Annotated in this window: 24 protein-coding genes; 21 read left to right on the forward strand and 3 right to left on the reverse strand. The window is 66.4% G+C overall.

Annotation, left to right across the window (positions count from 1 at the left end):
* Window positions 1-89: 89 nt before the first annotated feature.
* Together eccCa and A5785_RS07145 are read left to right on the forward strand one after the other, a co-directional pair.
* A complete protein-coding gene (gene eccCa, locus A5785_RS07140; RefSeq protein WP_064865493.1) occupies window positions 90-4,277 on the forward strand; it encodes a type VII secretion protein EccCa in 4,188 nt (1,395 codons plus the stop codon).
* On the forward strand, window positions 4,274-5,602 hold the full coding sequence (locus A5785_RS07145; RefSeq protein WP_005207956.1) for a type VII secretion-associated protein: 1,329 nt from the start codon (window positions 4,274-4,276) through the stop codon (window positions 5,600-5,602). The genes eccCa and A5785_RS07145 overlap by 4 nt, the downstream gene beginning before the upstream one ends.
* Before the next feature lie 61 nt (window positions 5,603-5,663).
* On the opposite strand, the gene A5785_RS07150 is transcribed toward A5785_RS07145, so the two are convergent.
* Entirely contained in the window at window positions 5,664-6,104 is a 441-nt protein-coding gene (locus tag A5785_RS07150) for a hypothetical protein (protein ID WP_005207957.1), read from the reverse strand.
* Window positions 6,105-6,343: 239 nt separating this feature from the next.
* Here A5785_RS07150 and rplM point away from each other — a divergent pair, with 239 nt between their 5' ends.
* The 10 genes from rplM to A5785_RS07200 all read left to right on the forward strand — a co-directional run bounded on the left by rplM (window position 6,344) and on the right by A5785_RS07200 (window position 15,581).
* A complete protein-coding gene (gene rplM, locus A5785_RS07155; protein WP_049699623.1) occupies window positions 6,344-6,787 on the forward strand; it encodes a 50S ribosomal protein L13 in 444 nt (147 codons plus the stop codon).
* Window positions 6,784-7,386, forward strand: coding sequence for a 30S ribosomal protein S9 (rpsI, locus tag A5785_RS07160; RefSeq protein WP_053117479.1), 603 nt, complete (start codon window positions 6,784-6,786; stop codon window positions 7,384-7,386). The genes rplM and rpsI overlap by 4 nt, the downstream gene beginning before the upstream one ends.
* Window position 7,387: 1 nt before the next feature.
* Complete coding sequence (glmM, locus tag A5785_RS07165) at window positions 7,388-8,797, forward strand: phosphoglucosamine mutase (RefSeq protein WP_064865495.1); 1,410 nt, start codon at window positions 7,388-7,390, stop codon at window positions 8,795-8,797.
* A gap of 16 nt (window positions 8,798-8,813) precedes the next feature.
* Window positions 8,814-9,512 carry an HAD family hydrolase gene (locus A5785_RS07170; protein ID WP_064865645.1) on the forward strand — a complete coding sequence of 233 codons (699 nt, stop codon included), beginning with the start codon at window positions 8,814-8,816 and terminating at the stop codon, window positions 9,510-9,512.
* Window positions 9,513-9,696: 184 nt separating this feature from the next.
* A complete protein-coding gene (locus tag A5785_RS07175; RefSeq protein WP_231895441.1) occupies window positions 9,697-10,059 on the forward strand; it encodes a hypothetical protein in 363 nt (120 codons plus the stop codon).
* Entirely contained in the window at window positions 10,056-11,033 is a 978-nt protein-coding gene (locus A5785_RS07180) for a hypothetical protein (protein ID WP_156527537.1), read from the forward strand. The genes A5785_RS07175 and A5785_RS07180 overlap by 4 nt, the downstream gene beginning before the upstream one ends.
* Window positions 11,030-11,305, forward strand: a complete 276-nt coding sequence (locus A5785_RS07185) for a hypothetical protein (protein ID WP_005207963.1) — start codon at window positions 11,030-11,032, stop codon at window positions 11,303-11,305. The genes A5785_RS07180 and A5785_RS07185 overlap by 4 nt, the downstream gene beginning before the upstream one ends.
* 10 nt (window positions 11,306-11,315) lie before the next feature.
* The gene (locus A5785_RS07190) at window positions 11,316-12,251 is read left to right on the forward strand and encodes a dienelactone hydrolase family protein (RefSeq protein WP_064865499.1); all 936 of its coding nucleotides are present in this window, start codon (window positions 11,316-11,318) and stop codon (window positions 12,249-12,251) included.
* Between the two features lie 6 nt (window positions 12,252-12,257).
* Window positions 12,258-14,120: a glutamine--fructose-6-phosphate transaminase (isomerizing) gene (glmS, locus tag A5785_RS07195; RefSeq protein ID WP_064865501.1), complete on the forward strand. Its 1,863-nt coding sequence runs from the start codon at window positions 12,258-12,260 to the stop codon at window positions 14,118-14,120.
* 6 nt (window positions 14,121-14,126) lie between these two features.
* Window positions 14,127-15,581, forward strand: a complete 1,455-nt coding sequence (locus A5785_RS07200) for a bifunctional ADP-dependent NAD(P)H-hydrate dehydratase/NAD(P)H-hydrate epimerase (protein ID WP_005207966.1) — start codon at window positions 14,127-14,129, stop codon at window positions 15,579-15,581.
* A gap of 68 nt (window positions 15,582-15,649) precedes the next feature.
* Here A5785_RS07200 and A5785_RS07205 read toward each other — a convergent pair whose 3' ends face one another.
* Window positions 15,650-16,042 carry a hypothetical protein gene (locus tag A5785_RS07205; protein ID WP_005207967.1) on the reverse strand — a complete coding sequence of 131 codons (393 nt, stop codon included), beginning with the start codon at window positions 16,040-16,042 and terminating at the stop codon, window positions 15,650-15,652.
* 161 nt (window positions 16,043-16,203) lie between these two features.
* Here A5785_RS07205 and alr point away from each other — a divergent pair, with 161 nt between their 5' ends.
* Genes alr through tsaD form a run of 6 tightly spaced genes read left to right on the forward strand, consistent with a single transcriptional unit; the run spans window position 16,204 to window position 21,213 of the window.
* A complete protein-coding gene (gene alr / locus A5785_RS07210) occupies window positions 16,204-17,406 on the forward strand; it encodes an alanine racemase (protein WP_082946550.1) in 1,203 nt (400 codons plus the stop codon).
* Window positions 17,403-18,530 carry an alpha/beta fold hydrolase gene (locus A5785_RS07215; protein WP_005207933.1) on the forward strand — a complete coding sequence of 376 codons (1,128 nt, stop codon included), beginning with the start codon at window positions 17,403-17,405 and terminating at the stop codon, window positions 18,528-18,530. Before alr ends, A5785_RS07215 begins: the two co-directional genes overlap by 4 nt.
* Complete coding sequence (gene tsaE / locus A5785_RS07220) at window positions 18,527-18,979, forward strand: tRNA (adenosine(37)-N6)-threonylcarbamoyltransferase complex ATPase subunit type 1 TsaE (protein ID WP_064865503.1); 453 nt, start codon at window positions 18,527-18,529, stop codon at window positions 18,977-18,979. Before A5785_RS07215 ends, tsaE begins: the two co-directional genes overlap by 4 nt.
* A complete protein-coding gene (gene tsaB / locus A5785_RS07225) occupies window positions 18,972-19,673 on the forward strand; it encodes a tRNA (adenosine(37)-N6)-threonylcarbamoyltransferase complex dimerization subunit type 1 TsaB (protein WP_064865506.1) in 702 nt (233 codons plus the stop codon). Before tsaE ends, tsaB begins: the two co-directional genes overlap by 8 nt.
* Complete coding sequence (rimI, locus tag A5785_RS07230) at window positions 19,670-20,167, forward strand: ribosomal protein S18-alanine N-acetyltransferase (RefSeq protein ID WP_064863635.1); 498 nt, start codon at window positions 19,670-19,672, stop codon at window positions 20,165-20,167. Before tsaB ends, rimI begins: the two co-directional genes overlap by 4 nt.
* Window positions 20,164-21,213, forward strand: coding sequence for a tRNA (adenosine(37)-N6)-threonylcarbamoyltransferase complex transferase subunit TsaD (gene tsaD, locus A5785_RS07235; RefSeq protein ID WP_005207929.1), 1,050 nt, complete (start codon window positions 20,164-20,166; stop codon window positions 21,211-21,213). Before rimI ends, tsaD begins: the two co-directional genes overlap by 4 nt.
* On the opposite strand, the gene A5785_RS07240 is transcribed toward tsaD, so the two are convergent.
* Window positions 21,214-21,624 (reverse strand): MarR family winged helix-turn-helix transcriptional regulator, encoded by a 411-nt coding sequence (locus A5785_RS07240; protein WP_064865508.1) that lies wholly within the window; start codon window positions 21,622-21,624, stop codon window positions 21,214-21,216.
* A gap of 99 nt (window positions 21,625-21,723) precedes the next feature.
* Between A5785_RS07240 and A5785_RS07245 the strand changes: the two genes are divergently transcribed.
* From A5785_RS07245 to groL, 3 genes are all read left to right on the forward strand, one after another.
* Window positions 21,724-23,259: an MFS transporter gene (locus A5785_RS07245; RefSeq protein ID WP_231895442.1), complete on the forward strand. Its 1,536-nt coding sequence runs from the start codon at window positions 21,724-21,726 to the stop codon at window positions 23,257-23,259.
* A gap of 173 nt (window positions 23,260-23,432) precedes the next feature.
* Window positions 23,433-23,732: a co-chaperone GroES gene (groES, locus tag A5785_RS07250; protein WP_005174150.1), complete on the forward strand. Its 300-nt coding sequence runs from the start codon at window positions 23,433-23,435 to the stop codon at window positions 23,730-23,732.
* Between the two features lie 114 nt (window positions 23,733-23,846).
* A complete protein-coding gene (gene groL, locus A5785_RS07255; RefSeq protein ID WP_064865512.1) occupies window positions 23,847-25,460 on the forward strand; it encodes a chaperonin GroEL in 1,614 nt (537 codons plus the stop codon).
* Window positions 25,461-25,466: the final 6 nt, after the last annotated feature.

Raw genomic sequence — 25,466 nt, forward strand, 5'->3', positions numbered from 1 at the left:
CGAACTACGACATCGACGACCAGCCAAGTCTCAACAGGGCTAGAAGCCATGAGGCGCAGCATGTGTCCGGGTTCTGTGGGGGAGATGAGTTGGCTTCGACGACCGAGGGGTTCGTGCGTCGTGCGCGGATCGCCATGCCGCGTACGCCAGGCGGCGAGTTGACGATCGCACCACCGCCGGACGTTCCCCGTGTGGTCCCCGGGAATCTGTTGATGAAACTGCTGCCAGTCGTCATGATCGTGGCGGTCGTCGGCATGCTGGCGTTGATGTTCGCGACCGGCGGTCGCAACATTCTCAGCAATCCGCTTTTCATGATGTTTCCGCTGATGATGCTCATGTCGATGTTCGGCATGTTCGCGGCGGGTGGTCGCGGAGGCGGTAAGCGGGCTGCGGAACTCAACGAGGAGCGCAAGGACTACTTCAGATACCTCGGACAACTGCGTGACCAGGTCCGCGACACCGTCGACGCGCAACGCGCAGCGCTGACCTGGAGCCATCCCGACCCGCGCACACTGCCGACGCTCATCGGTACACGTCGGATGTGGGAACGACGGCCGTCTGATCCCGACTTCGCACACGTTCGGATCGGTGTCGGCGCACATGGACTCGCGACACGCCTGATGCCGCCCGAGACCGGTCCGCCCGAAGACCTCGAACCCGTCTCGATGGTCGCGTTACGTCGGTTTGTGCGAACGCATTCCGTCGTTCACCGATTACCGACGTCGATCTCGCTGCGCGGGTTCCCGGCGGTCAACATCGGCGGCGTCCGCGGAGAAACCCGCGACGTGGTGCGCGCCCTCGTGGCAGAACTGTGTGTGTTTCACGGTCCGGACCATCTGCGGATCGCGATCGTCACCGCCGACCCCGTCGGCGAGGCATGGGACTGGACCAAATGGCTTCCCCACGTAGGACATCCGAGCCTTCGTGACGGATTGGGGCCGCTGCGTATGGTCTTCGAGTCGCTCGGCGATCTGGAGACGTCGCTTGCGGCGGAACTACTCGACCGCGGTCGATTCAGTCGCTCCGCACCGCCCGTGGCCGGGCGAGCGCACGTCGTCGTCATCATCGACGACGGCCACGTCGCCGGAGACGAGCGGCTGGTCAACGATGCTGGTACCGAACAGGTGACCGTTCTCGATCTGTCTGCCCCGCCCGATGGACTGGCCGCACGGCGCGGACTCGAGTTGATGATTCGCGGCGGCAAGGTCTGCGCGCGTAGCGCTGTCGGCATCGAGGAGTTCGCCGACATGGATGGGTTGACGATCGCCGAAGCGGAGGCCATCGCACGCAAACTCGCTCGCTACCACGTGGCAACCGCGGCGAGCATGGCCAACCTGGACTCCGAGGCGACAGCAGGCGATCCGGGACTGCCCGCTCTTCTCGGCATCGACGACGTTGCCCGCTTCGATCCGAGCGTGCAGTGGCGCGGTCGGACGGGTAAAGATCGCCTCCGGGTGCCGATCGGTTTCCAGCCGAACGGAACGCCTGTCGAACTCGACATCAAAGAGAGCGCACACGGAGGCACCGGACCGCACGGATTATGTATCGGCGCAACGGGTTCGGGAAAGTCCGAGTTTCTGCGCACGCTGGTCGTATCCATGTTGGCAACACACTCGCCTGCCGAACTCAACCTCGTTCTCGTCGACTTCAAAGGCGGGGCGACGTTCCTGGGACTCGAGTCGGCGCCGCACGTTGCGGCGATCATCACCAACCTCGAGCAAGAACTGGCAATGGTCGACCGGATGAAGGACGCGCTCTCCGGTGAGATGACTCGTCGACAGGAGGTGCTCCGCGCCTCGGGAAACTTCGCCAACGTTGCCGAGTATGAGCGTGCGCGCGCGTCGGGTATGCGTCTCGAGCCGATGCCTGCGCTCTTCATCATCGTCGACGAGTTCTCCGAATTGCTCTCCCAGAAGCCGGATTTCGCGGAACTGTTCGTAGCGATCGGTCGTCTTGGGCGTTCACTGCACATCCATCTGCTCCTGGCCTCGCAGAGGTTGGAGGAGGGTAAACTGCGCGGCCTCGACAGCCACCTGTCGTATCGCATCGGGCTGAAGACGTTCTCCGCCAATGAGTCGAGGTCGGTGCTCGGCGTTCCCGACGCGTATCACCTGCCGAGCGTCCCGGGCTCCGCGTACCTCAAATGCGACAGCGCCGAACCGATCAGATTCAACACCTCGTATGTGTCCGGCCCCTATCACTCGCCATCTGCCTACCTCGACGAGATCGACGTGGACTCCGATCGTCCGCGCGCCACGATGAAAATCTTCACTGCACTACCGGTGCCACTCGACGGTGCGGTTGACAGCGGTTCGGTTGACGGCGACGCGAATGACGGAGACGGGGATTACGCAGTGGCCCAGCAGGGTTCGGTACTCGACGCCGCGCTGGCGCTGCTCGACGAAGAGCCGCCGAGGGCCGATTCGAACACCACCGAGCTGGGAATGACCGACGGGGTTGGGGCGGGCGATTCCGGCGACAACGGAAGCGTCGGTGCAGACGTCGTCGGGGTTGGTGTTCCGACGTTGCTGCAGACACTCGTCGGGAGAATCGCGGGGCATGGACCCGCAGCGCACGGTGTCTGGTTGCCTCCGCTCGACGACTCTCCGACAGTCGACGTACTCGTCGGTCGGGACGTGAATCAACCCGCTGCGCCAGGCACTCTCGTCGCTGCCGTCGGCATCGTCGACCGCCCGTACGACCAGCGTCGCGACCTGCTGCTGCTCGATCTGTCGGGCGGCGCGGGCAACGTCGCGGTTGTCGGTGGTCCGCAATCGGGCAAGTCGACGACGCTGCGCACCCTTGTCATGTCGATGGCGGCAACCCATACACCCGAGCAGGTTCAGTTCTACTGCCTCGATTTCGGCGGTGGCAGCCTCGCGGGTCTGGCCGGAGTGCCGCACGTCGGATCGGTGGCCTCGCGCGGCGATCTCGACGCGGTGCGTCGTACGGTCGCCGAGGTGTCGGCGATCCTGCGTCGTCGCGAATTATTGTTCGCGCGCTTGGGAATCGAGTCGATGCAGGACTTCCGCGCGCGTCGGGCGCAATGGTTCGCCACCGGAGTCCTCGCCGACGACGACCCTCTCGGCGACGACCGGCACGGCGATGTGTTCCTCGTCTTCGACGGCATCGCGGTGCTCCGCGGCGAGTTCGACTTTCTCGACGAACAGATCAGCACCCTTGTCTCACAGGGACTCTCGTACGGAGTCCACGTCGTCATCGCGGCGTCGAGGTGGGCAGAGGTCAAGCCGGCGATGCGCGACCTGATGGGCAGTCGGATCGAACTGCGGCTCGGCGACCCCAGCGACTCGACGATGGGCAGGCGCGCAGCGGCATCGGTCCCGCAGAATCGGCCAGGACGCGGGCTCACCGCACAGGAACTGCACATGCTCATCGCGTTGCCGAGGCTCGACGGGGTCTCCTCAGCACAATCGCTACGCGCCGGTGTCGCTCACGCCGCGGAGAAGCTGCAGAACGCGTACGGAGCCGACCGGCAGGCCATGCCGGTGCGCAAACTCGGCACCGAGATCACCCGTGAGGGCGTCGACGAGTTGTTGGCGGCGTCGTCGATCACGTTGGGACCCAACCAGGTAGCGATCGGCGTCGGCGAACTCGAGCTTGCTCCCGTGATCCTCGACTTCGGCGTCCAACCGCATTTCATGGTGTTCTCCGATGTCGAGCACGGAAAAACCAACGTGCTCAAGACGATCGTCAAGGGGCTCGTGCGCAATTCGACGCCCGACGAGGTCAAGATCGTCCTCGTCGACTTCCGGCGCACGATGCTGGGCATCATCGAGGGCGAGCACCTGGCGGGCTATGCGAGCTCGACCGAGAACGCGGGATCGATGATGACCCAACTCGCGGGCTACTTCCGTGACCGGCTGCCACCGGAGGACCTGACCGTGCAGCAGTTGAAGGAACGGAGCTGGTGGTCGGGTCCCGACATCTACGTCATCATCGACGACTACGACATGGTGGCCACCGGCGCTCGGCATCCGATCGAACCGCTGGTCGAGATGGCGTCGCACGCCCGCGACATCGGACTGCACATCGTGCTCGCACGACGGTCGGGTGGTGTCGGTCGGGCGATGTTCGACCCGGTGATCGCCCGGCTGAAGGACCTGTCGAGTGACGTCCTGCTGATGAGCGGCGACCGCGACGAGGGCTACATCGTCGGTCGATCCAGGATGCAGCAGCTCGTGCCGGGCCGCGGAGAGCTCGTGTCGCGGGTCAGGCCGCAGGAGATGATCCAGGTGGCCCTCGAGGCGGATCAGTGAGCGTGACGATCCGGCAGCCGGAGCCGTTCGCCCCGGCCGCACCGACAGTTGCGCCGGTCGTCGTCGATCTCGCGTACGGCGAGGCCGTCGTCGACACTGCGAGCGGGCCGGAGCCCCTTGACGTCACCTTCTTGCTCGACCACATCGACGCGGCCGCGGTGACCGTAGCCGGTGCGTCGCGTGACGTCGGAGAACTCTGGCGTGAGGTGCTGTGGAACATCGCTCGCAGCGTGAGCGATGTTCCTGTCCTGATCGGCCACCCCAGCACCTGGGGGTCGGTGCGGTGCGGGGTTCTCGCGCGCGCGGCCGCGGGTATGCGCCCGCCCGCGAGTCTGATACCTCGCGCAGTTCTCGTGGCACGCAGTCACAGCGACACCGTGATGGGCAACTGTGTGGTTGTCGAGACCACACACCGGCCGAGCTATCCGGCCGACACGGTGCCACCGACCTGGGATGTTGCACGGCTGGTCCGCACCTCCGCGGGTTGGGTGATCGAGCGCAGCGGCGTCATCACTCTGGATGACGATGCGCAGGTGGGGGAGAAGATCGTCGCGCTCATCGACGACTCGGTGGAGGCGGTATTCGTCGACGGTTCCGACCGGAATGAGGTTCGCGCCGCGATCGAAGAGATCTGCGCGTATGCCGTTGCCGGGCGCGTTGTGCCGGTCGATCGTGCACTTGTCCGTCGGCACGGGGCACGGACGGCCGTCGTCGCCCCGCTACCGGAGGCGGTGGGCGACCAACCGGAGTACGCACCTGCACGCCAGTCGTTCGCGCGACGATACCGACTGCCGATCGCGTGCTGTGCTCTGCTGGTCGTCGGTCTGGTGGTGCTCGGCGTCGTCGGATGGCGACACGACGACGCGCCGCAGGGGCCGACATACCGCGACGCCGTCGTCGGGCGTACGACGTTGTCGGTGCCAGTGGCCTGGCATCACAGCGCGCCACCGATGCCCGGCGACCCGTCCGATCGTGGCACCGGCCAGGCCCGCAGTGTGTTCACCGATCCAGGGTCGGGTGGTCGGATTCTTCTGGTGCAGAGCGACGTGCGCTCGGCGTCGACGCTCGACTCGGTGGCGAACAGTTTGCGCAACCGGATCAGTCAGCGCGGCGACGACGTGGTGAGCGAGTTCTCGGCGTCGACGAGGTTCGGGGACCGCGAGGTGATCGCCTACCGCGAGGCACCCGCGTCGGGGTCGGCGATCCGCTGGTACGTGCTGGTCGACGACGATCTGCAGGTGAGCGTCGGTTGTCAGCCGGGTTCGACCGGTGATCCGATCGACGACGTATGCGCGCGAGCGGTGTCGACGGTGCAGGTGCGGTGACGTCGGCGCGCGGTCGCTGAACGTGTCCGTGATGGCGCCGCGAGCATTGACGACGACTGCGTCAGAACTGGTTACCGAATGGTCCGGGGTTCGGTTGGGGAGGCAGCGGGCCGGCGGACTGCGGGGCGGGGAAGCCCGGTGCGTTGCGTGGTTTGGGCGAGGGAACAATCGCGATGAGTAGCGCGGCCACGATCATGCCGATTCCCACACCGATTCCGAATATGCCCCTCGTCTGCGTCTCCGACCGCATCTGCCCGCACGTGAGATAGAAGGCGGCGTCGGGAACCTTCTTGGGTTCATCGGTGCTCGGGTTCGAGTGGTTGGCGGTGCCTCCACCGATGACGCTCCCGCAGAGCGCAGTGCGGGTGCTCGACGTGTCCGGATGCTCCGTGTCCATCGCCGGTTCATAGACGGTGGTGGTGCTCTTCAGCGCGAGCAGTGCGCTGAGCGCAAGCGCCACCCCCACGACGCTGAGAAAGATCACGATGCTGTTCTTGCGCACACCCGTTCCCCGTTCTGCACTGTGTTGACCCTGACCAGTTGGGTCGACCCTGACCAGTTGGCCCTGACCACTGTTTTGACCCTGACCTGCGGCGTCGCGTACTCTGAATCGCTGGTGCGTGACACCTTCGCTCCTGCATGGAGCAAGGTAGCAGAGCCCCGGGTCCCCACTGGTCGCCGGGAATCGTCTCCGTCTGCGCCCCTGACCAGCACCATCGACATAAGAGTTGAGGACCACCTGTGCCTACTTACACCCCGAAGGCCGGTGACATCACGCGTACGTGGCATGTCATCGACGCCAACGACGTGGTGCTCGGCCGGCTGGCCGTGCAGAGCGCGAACCTGCTCCGCGGCAAGCACAAGCCGACCTACGCACCCCACATGGATGGTGGCGATTTCGTCATCATCATCAACGCCGAGAAGGTTGCGCTGACCAGCAACAAGGCTGATCGCAAGCTGAACTACCGGCACTCCGGACATCCGGGTGGTCTCAAGGTGCAGACCACCGCAGAGCTGCTCGACTCGCACCCCGAGCGGGTCGTCGAGAAGGCGATCAAGGGAATGCTGCCCCACACCAAGCTCGGCCGCGCAATGGCCTCGAAGCTCAAGGTGTACGCAGGCCCGAACCATCCCCACGCGGCCCAGCGCCCCGTTCCCTTCGAGATCAAGCAGGTGGCCCAGTGAGCAACGAGAACATCAGCGACGAGGCTGTGGAGAACGCAGTCGAGAACGCCGCCGAGGCGCAGGCCGCTGCCGGTGAGAACACCGCTGCCGCAGAGGGCGCTGTCGAAGCTGCCGTCGAGGCCGCTGTCGAGCTCGAGCAGGCCGCAGACGATTACGACACCGAGGCACCTGCTGCCGCCGAGGTCACCATCGATCGTGGTCCCGTGGTCATCGACCGTCCGATCCAGACCGTCGGTCGCCGCAAGGAGGCCGTGGTCCGCGTCCGCATGCTGCCCGGTTCGGGTGGATTCACCCTCAACGGCCGCAGCCTCGAGGACTACTTCCCCAACAAGGTTCACCAGCAGCTCATCAAGGCTCCGCTGGTGACCGTCGAGCGCACCGAGTCGTTCGACATCTACGCCAAGCTCGTCGGCGGCGGCCCCTCGGGCCAGGCCGGTGCGTTGCGTCTCGCGATCGCCCGTGCCCTCATCGAGGTCACCCCTGAGGATCGTCCGGCACTGAAGAAGGCCGGCTTCCTCACTCGCGACCCGCGTGCGGTCGAGCGCAAGAAGTACGGCCTGAAGAAGGCCCGCAAGGCGTCGCAGTACTCCAAGCGCTGACTTGGCACGCCTTTTCGGTACCGACGGCGTCCGAGGCCTGGCCAACGACCAACTCACCGCAGAGTTGGCGTTGCGCCTGGCCTCGGCCGCCGCGGTCGTTCTCGGAGACCTTTCCACATCCGGCGACACTGCATCGGCCGGCGGCAGCACCACGGGCTTTCGGCCCCAGGTGGTCGTCGGTCGTGATCCGCGCGCGTCGAGCGAGATGCTCGAAGCCGCGGTCTGTGCCGGACTCGCCTCGGTCGGCGCCGACGCCATCCGCGTCGGTGTGCTGCCGACGCCCGCCGTCGCCTTCCTGACCGGCGACTACGACGCGACGTTCGGTGTGATGATCTCGGCGTCGCACAATCCGATGCCCGACAACGGCATCAAATTCTTCGGCGCGGGCGGACACAAGCTCGACGACGAGGTCGAAGACCGGATCGAAGCCGTGATGACCTCCGGCGACATTCCCCACCCGACCGGCGCGGGCGTCGGCCGTCTGCGCGAGGCGCCCGACGCCGGTGCCCGCTACGCAGCGCATCTCGCCGCGGCCATCGACGCGCGACTCGACGGACTCAACGTCGTCGTCGATTGCGCGAATGGCGCTGCGGCACAAGTGGGTCCGCAAGTGTTCGCCAGCGCTGGTGCCACCGTCACCACCATCCACGCCGAACCCGACGGCATCAACATCAACGCCGACTGCGGCTCGACGCATATGGAGAAGTTGCAGGCGGCCGTTCTGGAGCACGGTGCCGACCTCGGCATAGCGTTCGACGGCGACGCCGACCGCTGCCTCGCAGTCGACTCGACCGGACAACTGGTCGACGGCGACGCGATCATGGCTATTCTCGCCACCGCACTGCATGCCCGCGGCCGACTCGTCGACGACGTGCTGGTCGCGACCGTCATGAGCAACCTCGGTCTGCACATCGCCATGCGCGAAGCAAGAATCGAGGTGCGTACCACCGCTGTTGGCGATCGATACGTACTTGAGGAACTGCGACGGGGAGGCTATTCGCTCGGTGGTGAGCAGTCCGGTCACATCGTCTACCCGCAGGCGGGAACGACCGGCGACGGCATCCTCACCGGGTTGCTGCTGATGGAGCAGATCGTCAGGTCGGGCAAGCGTCTGGCCGAACTCGCGTCGATCGTCACCGTGCTGCCGCAGGAGCTCATCAACGTCCGGGTCGCCGACAAGCACGCGGTCGCGATCGCCGACTCGGTGCGCGACGCCGTTGAGGTGGCCGAGCAGGAGTTGGGATCGACAGGACGAGTTCTGTTGCGCCCCTCGGGAACCGAGCAACTCGTCCGCGTCATGGTCGAGGCACCGACTCCCGAACTCGCACACGGCATCGCCGAGCGGATCGCCTCGGTCGTCGCCGAAGCAGGCTCATCGGAGTCTGTTGGTGCGTCAGCGCGGTCGGAGTAGGGACGTCGGTGACGCGATGAGCAGCACTCCCAAGGCGGTCCTGTTCGACTTCTCGGGAACGCTGTTCCGCTTCACCGACAAGCCCGACTGGTTTGCCGACCTCCACGACGAGAACGGTCGACCACTGCACCTCGACCACCAGATGGAACTCATCCGACGGATGACACAGCCCGTCGGACTTCCCGCCGCCGTCGAAGACGATGATCGAATCTCTTGGGAGAGAAGAGATCTCGATCCGGCCGAGCATCGTCGTGCCTATCTGGCGATCCTACGGGCGTCTGGACTGACGGTTCCCGGTCAGGCGGAGTCACTCTATGAGCGGGTACTCGACCCGGCATCGTGGGAACCGTTCGACGACACCGCGACGGTCTTGCGAGGCCTGAAGTCGGCGGGCGTCCCGGTCGGCATCGTGAGTAACATCGCCTTCGACGTGCGCAAAGTGCTCGAGCGCGTCGGCCTGCGTGATCTAGTCGACGCGTACGCACTGTCCTACGAGGTCGGTGCGATCAAGCCCAATCCGCGGATCTTCGAGGCTGCCCTCGACGAACTCGGCGTCGCGGGCTACGACGCCCTGATGATCGGCGACAGTTCCGAAGCCGACGGCGGTGCGACGCGCATCGGCAGCGCGTTCGAACGCGTGCACGACGTCCCGCCGCAGCAACGCCCGACAGCCCTGGTCGACGCCGTGGAGCGGCACGGAATCGCTGTGTCGTAGCGTTCGGCGACGTCGTCGTCGGCTCTTGGTGCCGAGAAAATGTGGGCGAAGGTGGAACCCGCGGCGCATTCTCACCGTCTAGACTTCAACGCCACATGTAGATAGCCGCATATCGGGCACCCGAACGAGGTGTCCGGTGCTATCTCGACAGCGCAGGCGGCAGACGGGTGGGACTGTGTCAGAAGTGAGTTCGCGGGCGTCGGGAGACCATCTCCGCGTCGACCTCGATCAGGTGCACGGGGTGGTCTCGTTCTATCGGCGCGCGTCGCTGGTCGTCGGCGCCGCCGCATCCGACATGGAGTCGGCGGCCTTCGGCAGGTGGTGTTCCGGCGAGGCGTACGCGACGCTCGCAGAACGCTACGTCGCGATGGGCGACCATCTCGCACAACGACTTCGGACCCAATCCATCGCTGCGGCCGACCTCGCGGACATGCTCGAGCGGGGGATGAGTCGACTCGACGACGCCGATGCCGATCTCGCGCCCGTGATCCGACGAGCCGCCGGCAGTGATCCGGGGACGGCGCGCCCGGCCGGAGTCGGCGAGTGACGCAGGCGATGGAGGAAGTGCTGGAGGGTCTGCCCGCCCTACGGGAGCAGGCGATCGCGAGCATCGACGACCTGGTCTCGCTGATGGGTGTCGGCCGGTCACTCGGTATCGACGTTCCCGCCGACGACGAGCTGCGAGAACCGTTGGCGCGCATCGGACAATTCGACGTCGCCGCACTCGCCGAAGACGCACACAGGCTCGCGGCGGCACATCGCGCAGTGGCCGAGCAACTGCACTGCCTGCCCGAGCAGCAGATCAGACTCGACGACGGGTGGTCGAGTGCATCGGGCGACGCCGCGACCGCGCTCCTCGTCGCACATCAGCGTCGCGCCGAGTCGGATCTCGGTGTGCTGCGCACCCTGTCGGAGTCGACGAGCAGTGCGGCGTCGGGAATCGATCGACTGTTGCGCACCTGGTACGTCACGGTCGCGCGTTGCTCGTGTCCCGTCATCGCGGGCGTCCCGATCGCCGAGCTGCCCGCAGCTGTCCTCACCGGGGCGGTTCCGCTCTCGCTCGTGGCGGCCGACATCGCGTCGCGGGTGCGACTGTTTCTCGACACCGCCGACACGACGGTCCGCACGGTCGACGAGATCCTCCACACGCTCAACCGGGCGACCGAGGGACTCGACGTCGAGACGTATCCCGATCGTGAGCGCGGCCGCCCCGACGTGAATCATCTTGTACCACAACAGATGTCGGTTGAACTCTCGGACAGTCAACCGGCAGAACGTGCCCACGACGACAGCGACGGTGAGCGGAATCGTGCACCTGAACGGGAGGTCGAGGCGCCCGATCGCGCAGTCGACCACGAGAACGTCGACGTTCCGCTGACGCTGCCGCAACCCGAGAGTTCTCGATCCGACAGCCCACCCAGCCCGGATCAGACCGACACGGCACCCGCTTCCCAACCGCCCCCGACGTCGCCGGACGACGTCGATTCCGGCGCAGACCTGGCACTGGCAGGAGACCAATGAGCCTCGCGGATCAGATCGACGCGATCACTCGCGGCGCAACCGAATCGATCGTCGTGGCGTCGCGCGAGTTCACCGCGACGCAGGCCGAATTGGCGAGCACACTCGCCGAGCATCGACGACGATCGGGATCGCAAACGGCCCGGATGCGGGAACAACTCGTCGACGACGCCGACGAGGCTGATGCGCTTCCCCGGCTGCTGTTGCCCGCAGATCTGGCCGAGGCGAGTCCACATTCTCCCCCTGAGGCGCTTTCGGGCGGTGTGACGACATAGGCTGAGCAACGTGGCTCGGAAAAAGCGCGTCTCCACGAAGTCCCCCGACAAGTTGTCCAAGCAGCTTGCCCGGCGAGGTCCGCACAAGGTGCTGCGTGGCGACCTCGGCATCGTCGGAATGCCCGGTCATGTCTTCACACCCGCCGATGCCGGTCGGTATCCCGCTATCGCATTCGGTCACGGGTGGCTCACCGGCGCCAACCGCTACCGCTCGCTGCTCTATCACTTCGCGTCGTGGGGAATCGTCGTCGCCGCTCCCGACGACCAGAAGCGCGTGATGGCGTCCGACATCGGGCTCGCGGCCGACCTGCGCGCAGCGGCGTCGATCGTCAGCAACTACTCGCTCGGCACCGGCGAGATCACCGTCGACCGTGACCGCATCGGCTTTGTCGGACACGGTTTCGGCGCGTCCGCGGCCGTCATCGCCGCGGGCGACCAGCAACTGCTCGGGCAGGAGGCGCCGGATGCGCGCGGCGTCGTCGCACTGTTTCCCGCTCCGACTACGCAGGCGCTGCCGCGGGCCGCGAAGACGGCAACTGCTCCGTGCTTGCTGCTGACCGCGGCCGGAGATCTCGACAACGTCGACGCCAACGCGCTCGCGCTGGCCCGAGATTATGCGGGCGATGTGTCATTGCGCACCATCCCCAAGGCGACCCGTGCAGGCATCGTCGAACGGCCGTCGGTCAAGTCGCTACTCGGATTCGCCGCGGTCGACCGTAAGTCTCATTCGACCGTACGTGCGATGAGCACGGGATTTCTGCTGTACACCCTCACCGGCGACCCCCAGTACGCCGCCTTCGCCGACGCCGAGGCGCAGATCGGCAAGACGACGGTCGTCGAGCTCGACGAAGTGCCAGAGCAGCGCCTCGATTCGGTATCGCGATTGCTCGGCGCCAAGTCGGGCGGCGGGGCTCGTCAATTGCGCGCAAAATCCCCGGTACGCTGAACATCTATGTGTGGAATCGTCGGATACGTGGGCAGGCGCGAAGCCCTCGACATCGTTGTCGAGGCGCTGCGTCGAATGGAGTACCGCGGATATGACTCGGCGGGTGTCGCCATTCTCGACGGACACGGTCACACGACCGTCGAGAAGAAGGCAGGCCGTCTCGAGAACCTGGACAAGCAGATCGCCGCGGTCGGTCGGGAAGCCCTGACGGGCACCACCGGGATGGGGCACACGCGCTGGGCGACGCACGGTCAGCCGACCGATCGCAACGCGCACCCCCATGTGAGCACCGACGGCAAGATCGCCGTCGTGCACAACGGGATCATCGAGAACTACGCCCCGCTGCGCGCCGAACTCGAGGCCGAGGGCATCGAGTTCACCTCCGACACCGACACCGAGACCGCGGTGCACCTCGTCGAGCGTGAGTACAACTCCGGCCCGACCGCAGGCGACTTCGTCGCGAGCGCGTACGCAGCGCTGCGTCGACTCGACGGTGCGTTCACGCTGGTCTTCACGCATTCCGACCACCCCGACACGATCGTCGCGGCGCGTCGGTCGACGCCGCTGGTCGTCGGCGTGGGCAAGAACGAGATGTTCGTCGCGTCCGACGTCACCGCTTTCATCGAGCACACGCGCGACGCCGTCGAACTCGGCCAGGACGAGGTCGTGGTGATCACCGCCGAGAGCTACACGATCACCGACTTCGACCAGAACCCTCGCCCCGGCAAGCCGTTCCACATCGACTGGGATCTCGCGGCCGCTGAGAAGGGTGGCTACGACTACTTCATGCTCAAGGAGATCGCCGAGCAGCCCCGCGCGCTCGCCGACACCCTGCTCGGGCATCTGGAGAACGGTCGCATCGTGCTCGACGAGCAGCGCCTGTCCGACGACGACCTGCGCGACGTCGACAAGGTGTTCGTCGTGGCGTGCGGTACCGCGTATCACGCGGGCATGCTCGCCAAGTACGCGATCGAGCACTGGACCCGCCTGCCCGTCGAGGTCGAGTTGGCCAGCGAGTTCCGCTATCGCGATCCGGTCCTCGACCGCCAGACCCTCGTCGTCGCCATCTCCCAGTCGGGCGAGACCGCCGACACGCTGGAAGCGGTCCGGCACGCCAAGGATCAGAAGGCTCGGGTCCTGGCTATCTGTAACACCAACGGTGCGCAGATCCCGCGTGAATCCGACGCCGTGCTCTACACGCACGCCGGGCCCGAGATCGGCGTCGCGTCGACCAAGTGCTTCCTTGCGCAGATCGCCGCGGCATATCTTGTTGGTCTCGCGTTGGCGCAGGCCAGGGGCACAAAGTATGCCGATGAGGTCGCTCGTGAGTTCGGTGCGATGGAAGCCATGGTCGATGCGGTCCGCGCGGTGCTTGACACCATGGAGCCCGTCCGCGATCTCGCCCGGTCGCTCGCCGATCGCGGCACGGTCCTGTTCATCGGTCGCCACGTCGGCTATCCGGTGGCGCTCGAGGGGGCGCTCAAGCTCAAGGAACTCGCCTACATGCACGCGGAGGGATTCGCTGCCGGTGAGCTCAAGCACGGCCCGATCGCGCTGATCGAAGACGGACTGCCGGTCATCGTCGTGATGCCTCAGGCCGACGGTCGCGCGGTGCTGCACTCCAAGATGGTCAGCAACATCCGCGAGATCCAGGCGCGGGGTGCACGGACCATCGTGATCGCCGAAACCGACGACGAGTCGGCACGTGCCGTCGCCGATCACTTCATCCCGATCCCGAAGACGCCGACGCTGCTGCAGCCGCTGGTGTCGACCATCCCGCTGCAGGTTTTCGCGGCGAGCGTCGCGCAGGCTCGCGGCTACGACGTCGACAAGCCGCGTAACCTCGCCAAGTCGGTCACCGTCGAGTAGGTCCTGATGCCGGTCAGCTACCTCACCGCCGACGCCGTCCGCGCCGCGGAACGCGCGACAGGGGAGTTGCTGACCAACGGGACTCTGATGCGTCGCGCCTCTCACGGTGTGGCTCAGGTGGTGGCCGCGCTTCTCACAGAACGCACGAACGGTGTGGTGGGGCGAGCCGTCGGCATCGTGGTCGGAGCTGGCGACAACGGCGGTGACGCACTCTACGCAGGCGCCGAACTGGCCAGACGAGGCGCTGCGGTCAGCGCGACGCTGCTCGCACCCGACAAAGCGCATGCCGGCGGGTTGGCTGCGTTTCGACGTGCGGGTGGTCGGGTCGTCGACCCGCTGCCCAGTTCGCTCGACGTCGTCGTCGACGGTGTCGTGGGGATTGGTGGGCACGGGCCGCTACGGCCTGCCGCTGCAATGGTGTTCGCGTCCGTCGATCCGCTGACGCCGATCGTGGCCGTCGACCTTCCCTCTGGTGTCGACGCCGACACCGGGCAGGTCAACCAGCCCGCTGTGCGCGCCGACGTCACCGTCACGTTCGGGGTGAGACGACACGCGCACCTGCTCGCAGCACCACAATGCGGGCGCGTAGAACTCGTCGACATCGGTCTTGCCGAGGACCCGGAAGGTGCGCCGCTGGTGTCGACGCCTCCGACGGGGCCGCGACTGTACTCACTCACCGACACCGAGATCGCCGACGCCTGGCCGGTCCCCGGACCGCACGACGACAAGTACACGCAGGGCGTCGTCGGAGTGATCGCGGGATCGCATCGGTATCCGGGCGCGGGCATCCTGTGCACGGGAGCCGCGGTGACCGCGACGTCGGGGATGACGCGCTACGTCGGGTCGGCGCACGCCGAGGTGGTCGAGCACTTTCCGGAGGTCGTCGCGGTACCGGACTTCGCCGACGCCGGGCGTGTGCAGGCGTGGATCGTCGGACCGGGAGCCGGAACAGACGACGCTGCTCTGGATCTCCTTGGGAAGATCCTCGCCACCGAACTGCCGGTCCTCGTCGATGCGGACGGGCTGACCGTCCTGTCCGAGCACCCAGACTTGGTTCGTGGACGCGAGGCGCCGACACTGCTGACACCGCATGCGGGCGAATTCGCACGCCTCACCGGCGAGGAGGTGGGTGCCGACCGCCTCGGGGCGGTGGCGGGACTCGCTCAGCGCTGGGGAGTGACGGTATTGCTGAAGGGGCGCATCACGCTGGTCGCGGAGCCCGACGGCACCGTGTTCGGCAACGACGCCGGGTCGTCGTGGGCGGCGACAGCAGGAGCGGGAGACGTGTTGTCGGGCATCGCGGGTGCGCTGCTCGCGGCGGGTCTGCCGCCGATCTGGGCGGGTGCCGCAGCAGCGAGGGTGCATGCCCAGGCAGCGGCGCTGGCCAGCGGCGGAGCGCCGATCGGGGCGTCGAATCTGCTGGCTGCGCTACGGCCCGCCCTGCGCACGTTGCTGGTCTGAGGGAGCCCGCAGCCCTGGCTGGTCAGGGAGCTTGCCAAAGGTCTGGCCCTCGCTAGATCTGGCCCTCGCTAGAAATGCAGGTAGTAGGTAAGGACTGCATGCCCGATCAGATTGAGTGCTGTCACCACCCACGCCGTGACGATCGCCCAGGGCTCGTCCACGTGTCGTATCTGCGCGACGACGGTGAGCGCGAGTGCCGCGAGCGTCATGATGCCCGAAGCGACGATGAGGCCCGCTGCGACCGCCAACAGAGCGACTCCGACATACCCTATGGCGTTGCCGGCTTCGGCGCCGCTGATGGTGAGGACAAATCCGAATAGCCCCGCGAGTCCGGCTAGCGGCAAGACGCCGATCGAGACCACGTTGAGAACGAATGACCAGGTGAGCACAGCCTTGCTCGGCTGAGCGGCTCCGACAATCGGCGTCGGGTACGAACTGGGGTGGAAGGGTACGAATGTCATCAGGACCTCCAGTGAGCGGGGAGTGGGGTATCGGCGTGAGCGCCACGGTCCAGTTCACTCGCCGGTCGCCGCGTGCGGATGCGGGTGATTACTCACGTGCATGGTGGGAATCGCTCGAGTGTGCCGCCGACCACTCCGTCGGATCTGGGACAATGGACGCGATGACCTCATATGACTCGATGCCCGATGCGCCGGGGGCTGCCGAGACCAGCCTGCCCGCAGCGCTGACGGCGTTCATCGACCTCGACGCGATCGCCCACAACGTGGGTGTTGTCCGCGCGGCGGCCGGTACGGACGTGATCGCCGTGGTGAAAGCAAATGGCTACGGCCACGGTGCCGTGCCCGTGGCGCGCGCCGCGCTGGCAGCGGGTGCCGCCGAACTCGGGGTCGCCCACATCGGCGAGGCGCTGGCACTGCGCGAGGCGGGCATCGACGCGCACATCACGGCGTGGCTGCACACCAACCACGCACCGTTCGACGCCGCGATCGGCGCTGACATCGACGTCGCGCTGTCGTCGCGGCGTCAACTCGCCCTGGTTGCCGACGCCGCGCGACGTCTGGGACGAACTGCCACCGTGACCGCCAAGGTCGACACCGGTCTCAACCGCAGCGGCGTCGCCGCAGACGAATGGGCCGACTTCGCCGACGATCTCGCCAAAGCGAAGGCCGACGGGGCCGTACGGGTTCGGGCGATCATGTGTCATCTCGTACGCGGCGACGAACCCGAGCATCCGCTGAACTCGCAGCAGGCCGAACGCCTCGACGCCGCTGCCGCCGATCTCGTGCGGCTCGGAAGTCCCGCGGAGGTGATGCACATCGCCAATTCGCCTGCCGCACTGACACGTCCGGACCTGGCACGTGACCTCGTTCGGCCAGGCATTGCGCTCTACGGATGCACTCCGATTCCCGAGCGCGGCGACTTCGGGTTGGTGCCGGCGATGACGCTGCGCGCCGAGGTTGCTCTCGTCAAGAATCTTGCTGCGGGGCAGGGTGTTTCGTACAACCATCATTGGACGTCGGATCGCGACACGGTGATCGCTGTCGTTCCCGCGGGCTACGCGGACGGTGTGCCGAGATTGCTGTCCAACCAGATGCACGTGCAGGTCAACGGTCGGGGCTTCCCGCAGGTCGGTCGAGTGTGTATGGATCAGTTCGTCATCGACCTCGGACCCGACGGCGGTGGGGTCGCCGAGGGCGATGTCGTCGAATTGTTCGGCGCCGGAACGGGTGGCGCTCCCATCGCGCGTGACTGGGCCGATCAGATCGGCACCATCGACTACGAGATCATCACCGGCATCGGCGCTCGCGCGCATCGACAGTACGTCGGTGGCGCAGCCTCGGACGACAGCGCGGAGCAGCGGTGAAGCCGTACGAACGGCTGGGCCTCGTGGCGGGTCTCGGGGGTCTGGGAGCGCTCGGCGGATTGGCCGCAGCCGGTGCAGGGCGTGCGTTGTCACGCCGTCGTGTCGACTCACTCGACGATCCCTACGCGGGAATCGATTTCACCGCCATCTACTCCGACGAGCCGTCGACGGTGACCACCGACGACGGGCTGGCGCTCGCGGTGCGCACCGTCGACCTCGGGGGCATCGCACCCGGTGAGAAGCCGGAGCTGACAGTGCTGTTCGTGCACGGCTTCAGTCTTCGTATGGCGTCGTGGCACTTTCAGCGATTCGACCTCGCCGAGCACTGGGCCCAACGGCGAATCAGGTTGGTGTTCTTCGACCATCGCGGACACGGGAAGTCCGACGCCGCACCCCCCGACACCTGCACGATCGCGCAGCTCTCCGACGACGTCGCCGCCGTGATGCGGACCGTCGCACCGTCGGGACCTGTTGTGCTGTGCGGACATTCGATGGGTGGCATGTCGATCATGGCGCTCGCCCGACGCCACTCGGAGCTCTTCGGCCCCGATGGTCCGGTGGCAGGCGTCGCGCTCGTCGCCACTGCCGCACGTGGACTGACCGAGGCAGGTCTCGCGCGCGGGTTGCGCAACCCACTCGTCGACGCGTTCCGCGCCACGGTTCGTCACACCCCGCGCGTGATCCAAGCCGGTCGCGATCTCACCAGGCTGGTCCTCGAGCCGGTTCTCTTTTCCGCGAGTTTCGGACCCGACTTCCACAGCCCCGCGCTCGGGCGGGCCGTGGAGAAGATGATCCAGAACACGCCGATCTCCACCGTCGTGAGTTTCCTGAATGCGTTGGAACACCACGACGAATCGATGGGCCTGCCCGTCATCGCCGCGGTTCCGACGGCAGTTGTCTGTGGAACCGCCGACCAGATGACACCGCTGCCCAACTCGTTGCACATGTTCGGCGATCTCGGCGACGACTCCCGACTCGACATCGTCGACGGCGCGGGCCACATGGTCCTGATGGAGCAACCCGACCGGGTAACCGACGCCATCGCCGACCTCGTCGAACGGTCGCGGGCAGCACGTCCGCAGCCGCGTCGTCGTCGAATCCCGTTGTTGGGCAGGCGACGATGACCGACACCGAGAATGTCCAGACTCGTGAGCTGCCCGACGTCGCCGATACCGAGGCATTGGGAGCCGAACTCGCACATGCCCTTTCGGCGGGTGACGTCGTCATCCTCGACGGGCCGCTCGGGGCGGGTAAGACGGCACTGGCGCGCGGTATCGCCGCGGGTCTCGAAGTCGTCGGCCGGGTGTCGTCGCCGACCTTCATCATCGCTCGTGAGCACAAAGCCGGTTCGCCCGACCGCCCCGGGATGGTGCACGTCGACGCGTACCGCCTCGGTGGACTCGACGAACTCGACGCGCTCGACCTCGACACCGATCTCACCGACGCGGTGGTCGTCGTCGAATGGGGCGAGGGCGTCGCGGAGCGTCTCGCCGACCGGCACCTGCTGGTGCGTTTGCGGCGCGATCCCGACACCGATGTCCGTCACGCACAATGGAGTTGGATAGATGGATGAGATGACGGTGCTCGTCATCGACACCGCGACCGATGTGGTGGTGACCGGTGTCGGGACGGTCGACGGGAACGGCGTACGGGTTCTCGCCGACCGTGCGACTGCCGACCACCGGCGGCACGCGGAAGTGCTGACGACGCTGATGTCGGAGGCGCTCGACGAGGCAGGCGTGCGCCGCGACGGACTCGACGCTGTCGTGGTCGGTTGTGGCCCAGGGCCTTTCACGGGTCTCCGGGTCGGTATGGCGACCGGTGCCGGATTCGGTGACGCGCTCGGTCTTCCGGTGTACGGGGTGTGCTCGCTCGACGCGATCGCCGCCGATGCCGCACACCACTTTCCGGCCGGATCGTCGATGGCTGTGGTGACCGACGCGCGACGCCGCGAGGTGTACTGGGCGCGCTACCGCGATGGTGCGCGGATCAGTGGTCCCGACGTGTCGGCACCCACGGTGGTCGCAGAATCGCTTGCGGTGCAACCGGTCGACGTGGCAGCAGGCTCGCCAAGCCATCTCGAACTGTGCGGCTGGCAGGGAGAGCCGTCGCTGGTGAGTACGCCGACGGTGCGCGGCCTGCTCCTGGCAAGTGCGGGCGACGTCGTGGCGGGCGTGGCGCCGGGACCGCTCGTCCCGCTCTATCTCCGCCGCCCGGATGCCGTCGAACGAAAAGACCAGCGCGCCAAGGCGGTGACCCCGAAGTGACCACTCACGAACTGTTGATCGATCGCCTCGACTATTCGGATATCCCACGGTGCGCGATGCTCGAGCGTGAGATGTTCGTCGGCGATTCGCCCTGGCCGGCAACCGCATTCCGTGCCGAGCTCAACGCGCCGTACAACCGGTACTTCGCCGCGCGCGAGACGCCCGGTGGCGACGTCGTCGGATACGCGGGTATCTCGACGCTGGGCGGCGAGGGAAACTTCGAGTGTGAGATCCACACCATCGCCGTCGCGCCGAGTCATCGTGGACTCGGCTACGGACGCGCACTGCTCGACGTGATGCTCGACGTCGCCGACGCCGCGGATGCCCCGGTCTACCTCGAGGTCAGGACCGACAACGACACGGCGATCGCGCTGTATGAACGCAATGGCTTTGTCCGACGTGGAGTGCGCCGCAACTACTATCAGCCCTCCGGTGCCGACGCCTACACGATGGCGCGTCCCTCGGTGTCGGGGCGTGGAGGTGATCCCACATGATCGTGATGGGTGTGGAGAGTTCGTGTGACGAAACCGGAGTCGGGATCGTCGAGTGGACGCCGGGTGAGGGTGACGGGCCCGGCGAGGTGACGCTGCTTGCCGACGAGGTGGCCTCGAGTGTCGACGAGCACGCACGCTTCGGGGGAGTGGTGCCCGAGATCGCCTCGCGTGCGCACCTGGAAGCGATCGTGCCTGCCATGCAGCGAGCGCGTGAGGCTGCCGGGATCGAAAAGCCAGACGCCATCGCCGTCACCATCGGGCCGGGCCTCGCAGGCGCGCTGCTCGTCGGAGTTGCTGCGGCCAAGGCGTATTCGCTGGCGTGGGACGTACCGCTGTATGCGATGAATCATCTCGGCGGGCACGTCGCCGTCGACACACTCGAACACGGGCCGATGCCCGAATGCGTCGCACTACTCGTCTCGGGTGGCCACACCCATCTCCTGCACGTCACCGATCTCGCCGACCCCATCGTCGAACTCGGCACCACCGTCGATGATGCCGCCGGCGAAGCCTTCGACAAGGTGGCGCGTCTGCTCGACCTCGGCTTCCCGGGCGGTCCGGCACTGGACAAGGCTGCGGCGCAGGGAGATCCGCACGCGATCGAGTTCCCACGTGGCATGACCGGGCCGCGCGATTCGCGCTATGACTTCTCCTTCTCCGGCGTCAAGACCGCGGTCGCTCGGTACGTGGAGAAATGCCGTCGCGATGGCGTCGACGTCCCGGTCGCCGATATCGCGGCATCGTTTCAGGAAGCCGTGGCAGACGTGTTGACGCTCAAGGCAGTTCGCGCGTGCACGGATCTCGGCGTCGATACCCTGGTGCTCGGCGGCGGCGCGACCGCCAACTCTCGGATTCGGTCGCTGGCGCAAGAACGTTGTGCCGCAGCCGGAATCACGCTGCGCGTGCCCAAGCCTCGCCTGTGCACAGACAACGGCGTCATGATCGCCACGCTGGGAGCGCACGTCATCGCGGGTGGCGCGCAACCCTCACCGCTGACGGTTGCCACCGATCCGGGGCTGAGTGTGCAGGTGTCGCAAGAGCGCTGATCAGCCCTCGCGCAACAGTTGCGGGCACCCGTCCGTGAGCGACGCGAGCGTCTCGCGTTGCGTCGGGCGTGCCTGCGCATATCGCTGTTCGCCGGAGGCGGTCAGAGTGGCGAAAACCGAGCGTCGGTCCGAGGCGCACATCGTGCGGACGACCAGCCCGTCCTTTTCCAGTCGTCCGACGACCCGGGAGAGAGCGCTCTGGCTCAGATGCACTCCGCCTGCGAGCTCGCTCATCCGCGCTTGATGGTCGTCGGCTTCTGCGAGCAACTCGAGCACCTCGAACTCACTCGATGACAGGCCGTGCTTGGCCTGCAGCTCACGGTCGAGACTGCACAGGACCTTGTTGTATCGGATCGAGAGATCTCGCCACGCGGCAGCCAACTGGTCCTCAGAAGTCACCGCCTTGGTCATGACCCGTATTCTACCCTGCAACTGCAATATATGCTCAGGCAAAAGATGTGATGACAATTAATGTAGACGCATTGAATGCATGTGCATATAGTTTCTCGCATGGCACACAACACACGAGACGTGGTCATCGCGCACCGGTCCGATTCGTCGAGCGTCGACGATCGGGCACACCACACCGATCGGGCGGCTCCCGAACCAACGTCGAACCCGCACATCACCGCCCTCCACATCACCACCGCGACGGGGTGGACCGGAAGGGTATGGCTGCTCCTCGTGGTTCTGGCGGGAGCGCTCTTCCTCGACGGCCTCGACATCTCGATGGTCGGCGTCGCACTGCCGTCGATCGGCGAGGACCTCCACATGGGTCAGTCGCAGTTGCAGTGGATCGTGAGCGGATATGTGCTGGGCTACGGCGGTCTGCTGTTGCTGGGCGGGCGTGCAAGTGATCTGTTCGGCCGCCGCAGGGTGTTCCTGGTGGCCCTGGGGGTGTTCGGCGTCGCCTCTGTCGCGAGCGCCGTCGTCGACATCAATGCGGTCATCATCGCTCTGCGCTTCATCAAGGGGATCGCCGCCGCGTTCACCGTGCCTGCGGGCCTGTCGATCATCACGACGACGTTCGCCGAGGGGCCCGCGCGCAACAAGGCTTTCAGTATCTACACCGTGTGCGGAGCGAGTGGCTTCTCGCTCGGTCTGGTCTTCGGTGGACTGCTGACCGAACTCTCCTGGCGCGCAACGCTTCTGTTCCCGGGACCTGTCGCGCTTGCGTTGCTCTTCGCGGGGCTGCGCGTGATCCCGGCAGCGCCACGCACACCGATGCACTGGCGACAGTTCGACGCATTGGGTGCTCTGACGAGCACCGGTGCACTGCTGTTGCTCGTCTTCGCGGTCGTGCGCGCTCCCGAGGTCGGGTGGACCGCACCCGTTACGATCGCGAGCTTCGCCGCGTCGGCAATCCTGGGCGTCGCGTTCGTCGCCGTTGAGTTCCGCCACCGACACCCGCTGGTGCGTCCCGGAATTCTGAGGTCGGCGTTGCTGGTCCACGCGAACCTCTCCGGTGCGCTGATGTTCGGCGGCTACGTCGCGTTCCAGTTCGTCGCGACGCTGTATCTGCAGGACTCGTTGGGTTGGTCGCCGCTGGGAATGGCGCTCGCCTTTCTGCCGGCAGGCGTGATCGTCGTCGCGAGCGCGACACGGATGGATCGCGTCCTCGACAGGGTTCCGACTCCACTCCTGCTTGTCGCTGGTTTCGCGTCGTTCCTCGGTGGCTACCTGTGGTTCTCCCGTGTCCAGCCGGGCATGTCCTACGCTGAGTTTCTGCTGCCGACCATCATTCTGTTGGGCGTCGGGTTTGCTCTGACCTTCCCGTCGATCAACTCGCAGGGCACCGCGGGCGTCGCCGACTACGAGCAGGGCCTGGCGTCCGGCCTGGTCAACACCAGTGTTCAGGTCGGCGGCGCGGTGATGCTCGCGATCATCACCGCCATTCTGGCAAGTTCGGGCGTCACCCAGCAGCACGGTCAGTTGCTGGGCGGTATGTCAACGGCGATCTGGGTGGTCAGTGCCCTCGCAGTCGTCGGACTGTTCGGAGCGCTCGTGGCATCGTGGTGGTCGCGACGCCTGCCGGTCGGTGCGTGAGCCAAATTAGGGGGCGACCTTTGCACCCGTGCCCCTTGAGTGCTGGCACTCTCACGTATAGAGTGCCAGTAGGCACTGAAAGTGAACCTCGGCCACCCGCGACGACGAGGTTTCGTGCAGGGCCCGCAAACACATACATCGTTTCTCAGATGAGAAAGTTGAGGACTCACATCGTGGCGAGCGTGAACATCAAGCCGCTTGAGGACAAGATCCTGGTGCAGGCTGTGGAGGCCGAGACGACCACCGCATCCGGTCTGGTCATCCCGGACACCGCCAAGGAGAAGCCCCAGGAGGGCACCGTCATCGCCGTCGGCGAAGGGCGTGTCACCGAGCAGGGCAACCGCGTCCCTGTCGACGTCAAAGAAGGCGACACCGTCATCTACAGCAAGTACGGCGGCACCGAAATCAAGTATGCCGGCGAGGAGTACCTGATCCTCTCGTCCCGCGACGTGCTCGCGGTGATCGGCAAGTAAGACCCCACGGACCAACGTGTGGTCGTTCCGCCCCGGGGTCTGTACGCAGACCCCGGGGCGGACTACGTTGTGCCCCAATTCATTTCCCAGTAGAAGGCACTCAAGAAGGAAATCATGGCCAAACAGATCGAATTCGACGAGAAGGCCCGCCGCTCACTCGAGCGCGGTATCGATCAGCTTGCTGACACGGTCAAGGTGACACTCGGCCCGCGTGGGCGACATGTGGTGCTGTCCAAGGCGTTCGGCGGACCGTCGGTCACCAACGACGGCGTGACGATCGCGCGCGACATCGAACTCGAGGACCCGTTCGAGAACATGGGTGCTCAGTTGGTGAAGTCGGTCGCCACCAAGACCAACGACGTAGCGGGCGACGGCACGACCACCGCGACCGTTCTCGCGCAGGCGATCGTCAGCGAAGGTTTGCGCAACGTCGCAGCGGGCGCGAGCCCGGTGGCGCTCGGCGCGGGCATCTCCAAGGCTGCCGACGCGATCAGCGACGAACTGGTGCGCGTGGCGACGCCTGTCGAGGGCGAGAAGGCCATCGCGCAGGTCGCCACCGTCAGCTCGCGCGACCCCGAGGTCGGCGAGATGGTCGGCAAGGCGATGACGACGGTCGGCACCGACGGCGTCGTCACCGTCGAAGAAGGCTCGGGACTACACACCGAACTGGTGGTCACCGAGGGAGTGCAGTTCGACAAGGGCTACCTGTCGCCGTACTTCATCACCGACCCCGACCTCCAGGAAGCGGTGCTCGAGGACGCTCTCGTGCTCCTCTACCGCGACAAGATCACCTCGCTGCCCGATTTCCTCCCGCTGCTGGAGAAGGTCGCGCAGTCGGGTAGGTCGCTGCTGATCGTCGCCGAAGACGTTGAGGGCGAGCCGCTCTCGACGCTGGTGGTCAACTCGATCCGCAAGACCATCAAGGCTGTCGCGGTCAAGGCACCGTTCTTCGGTGATCGTCGCAAGGCGTTCCTCGACGACCTCGCAGTCGTCACCGGTGGCACCGTGATCTCGACCGACATCGGGCTCTCGCTGTCGACGACCGAGCTCGATCAGCTCGGCACTGTGCGTCGCGCTGTCGTCACCAAGGACACCACCACCCTCGTCGAGGGTGGTGGCTCGAAGGAGGCCGTGGCCGCACGCGCCGAGCAGATCCGACGCGAGATCGACAACAGCGATTCCGACTGGGATCGCGAAAAGCTCGCCGAGCGTCTGGCGAAGCTCTCCGGCGGCATCGCTGTGATCCGCGTCGGTGCCCCGACAGAGACGGCTCTCAAGGAGCGCAAGCACCGCGTCGAGGATGCGGTCGCCGCAGCCAAGGCCGCTGTCGAGGAGGGCATCATCCCCGGTGGTGGGTCTGCGCTCGTGCAGGCGTCGAAGGTCCTCGACTCTCTCGCAGAGGGACTCGGCCAGGACGAGGCGCTGGGTGTGCGGGTCGTTCGCGACGCCGTGCGGTCGCCGCTGTACTGGATCGCCAGCAACGCGGGCGTCGACGGTGCCGTGGTTGTCGACAAGGTCGCACACCTGGAGACCGGTCACGGCTTCAACGCCGCGACGCTCTCGTACGGTGACCTGCTCGCAGACGGCATCATCGATCCGGTCAAGGTGACGAGGTCTGCGGTCGTGAACGCGGCGTCTGCGTCGCGGATGGTGCTGACCACCGAGGCCGCAGTTGCCGACGAGCCGGCCGGTGCGGCCGCTGATCACGGTCACGGACACGCGCACTGACCGATC

Source organism: Gordonia sp. 852002-50395_SCH5434458 (assembly GCF_001665905.1).
Classification (GTDB): domain Bacteria; phylum Actinomycetota; class Actinomycetes; order Mycobacteriales; family Mycobacteriaceae; genus Gordonia; species Gordonia jacobaea.

Excerpts from the sequence above, each read along its gene's own strand:
- A5785_RS07170 (WP_064865645.1), top strand. The coding sequence starts at position 8,814 with ATGAGCAGCACTCCCAAGGCGGTCCTGTTCGACTTCTCGGGAACGCTG.
- A5785_RS07185 (WP_005207963.1), top strand. The coding sequence starts at position 11,030 with ATGAGCCTCGCGGATCAGATCGACGCGATCACTCGCGGCGCAACCGAA.
- glmS (WP_064865501.1), top strand. The coding sequence starts at position 12,258 with ATGTGTGGAATCGTCGGATACGTGGGCAGGCGCGAAGCCCTCGACATC.
- A5785_RS07200 (WP_005207966.1), top strand. The coding sequence starts at position 14,127 with ATGCCGGTCAGCTACCTCACCGCCGACGCCGTCCGCGCCGCGGAACGC.
- A5785_RS07205 (WP_005207967.1), bottom strand. The coding sequence starts at position 16,042 with ATGACATTCGTACCCTTCCACCCCAGTTCGTACCCGACGCCGATTGTC.
- alr (WP_082946550.1), top strand. The coding sequence starts at position 16,204 with ATGACCTCATATGACTCGATGCCCGATGCGCCGGGGGCTGCCGAGACC.
- tsaE (WP_064865503.1), top strand. The coding sequence starts at position 18,527 with ATGACCGACACCGAGAATGTCCAGACTCGTGAGCTGCCCGACGTCGCC.
- tsaB (WP_064865506.1), top strand. The coding sequence starts at position 18,972 with ATGGATGAGATGACGGTGCTCGTCATCGACACCGCGACCGATGTGGTG.
- tsaD (WP_005207929.1), top strand. The coding sequence starts at position 20,164 with ATGATCGTGATGGGTGTGGAGAGTTCGTGTGACGAAACCGGAGTCGGG.
- A5785_RS07240 (WP_064865508.1), bottom strand. The coding sequence starts at position 21,624 with ATGACCAAGGCGGTGACTTCTGAGGACCAGTTGGCTGCCGCGTGGCGA.
- A5785_RS07245 (WP_231895442.1), top strand. The coding sequence starts at position 21,724 with ATGGCACACAACACACGAGACGTGGTCATCGCGCACCGGTCCGATTCG.
- groL (WP_064865512.1), top strand. The coding sequence starts at position 23,847 with ATGGCCAAACAGATCGAATTCGACGAGAAGGCCCGCCGCTCACTCGAG.